Source organism: Stenotrophomonas sp. Nf1, assembly GCF_003028475.1.
Taxonomy (GTDB): Bacteria; Pseudomonadota; Gammaproteobacteria; order Xanthomonadales; family Xanthomonadaceae; genus Stenotrophomonas.
In genome coordinates, this window is the sequence record NZ_PYTV01000021.1 from 1 (window position 1) to 1,251 (window position 1,251).

The 1,251-nt window shown below is 62.0% G+C and carries 1 protein-coding gene; it reads right to left on the reverse strand.

The genetic code is table 11. The features are described from left to right. Positions 1 to 123: 123 nt before the first annotated feature. The gene (locus tag C9412_RS20445) at positions 124 to 1,038 is read right to left on the reverse strand and encodes an IS110 family transposase (protein ID WP_107233277.1); all 915 of its coding nucleotides are present in this window, start codon (positions 1,036 to 1,038) and stop codon (positions 124 to 126) included. Positions 1,039 to 1,251: the final 213 nt, after the last annotated feature.

Sequence of the window (1,251 nt, forward strand, 5' to 3'; positions counted from 1 at the left end):
GGGGACGCCGTGAATCCATCCCTGGAGCAACTGTGTTGATGGAGGGGCTTGGCCCCTCCATGAGAGGGGCACGGTAGTGCCGGCCGCTGGCCGGCAGCCTTTGGTCTTGCGCCCTGGTTCGCCTCAGGCAGGGACCAGCCCGTTTTCAGCGTCGCGCACCCGGGCGTTGAGGATCACCAGCATCTTCCGCATCACCGCCACGATGGCTACTTTTCCTTCTTTGCCTCGGGCTCGCAGCGACTGGTAGAAATCGCGCAGGCGAGGTTCATGCCGCATGGCCGACATGCTGGCCATATAAAGCACCTGACGGATCTCAGCCCTGCCGCCATGGATGCTTCGTTTGCCGCGCATGGTCCCACTGTCGTGGGACATGGGTGCCACACCGACCAGGCTGGCAATGGCCTTACCGCTGATCTTCCCCAACTCGGGAAGATAGCTTGCCAATACCGCCTGCAGGCCAGGGCCAACGCCCTTCATCGACTTCAGGACAGCCAGTTGAGGCTGCTGGGCAACCTGCTCGGCAATTTGCTTTCCCAGACGTTCAACCAGCGTCTGCAAGCGGGTGATGTTGGCCTGCAGTAGCCGGCGCAATTCACGATCACCGACCATTTCCTGCTGCTGCCGCGCGATGGTCAGCGCGTGCATCGCCTGTCGACGTGCCCGCACGAATTCTCGCATTTTCTGCTGCCAAGGCTCCAGCGGTTGGTAGGCGGGAAGTTTCACCAAGCCCGCCATCTGCGCCAATGCATAGGCATCCAACCGGTCGGTCTTGGCGATCTGGCCCATCCCCTGAGCCAGCCTGCGGGCCCGCAGGGCATTGGCGCGGACCACCGGATGGCCCGCTGCGTGCAGAAAATCCAGCACCGGTCGTTCGTAGCCGCCGGTGGCTTCCAGCACGATCTGGCTGACCGGACGCTTCTTCAGCCAAACATCCAATTCAGAAAAGCCGGAGCGGCTATTCCAGACCTGCAGGGTCTCTCCGTCTGTCGTGCCGACATCCAGTTGGCGCTTGCTGACATCAATCCCGATCCCGTTCATCACCGCACTCCGTATAGTCTGGAAGGGTCGAGAGCTCCCCCGCTTGCCCAGTCTTATCACTGCGAGTGTCAGCTCCAGCAACTGTTCGGGCGGATCAAGGGAGATTCCGGCGTGGGCGCCAAGCTCCAAGGCGATCGTCGAGATCCAGGCTTACACGGCGGCCCACGCCGGCTCTCGACACCTACGCTGCCAGATTCCGATCAGATAAGGCTT

Coding starts and splice junctions, on each gene's coding strand:
- C9412_RS20445 (WP_107233277.1), bottom strand. CDS start 1,038: ATGAACGGGATCGGGATTGATGTCAGCAAGCGCCAACTGGATGTCGGC.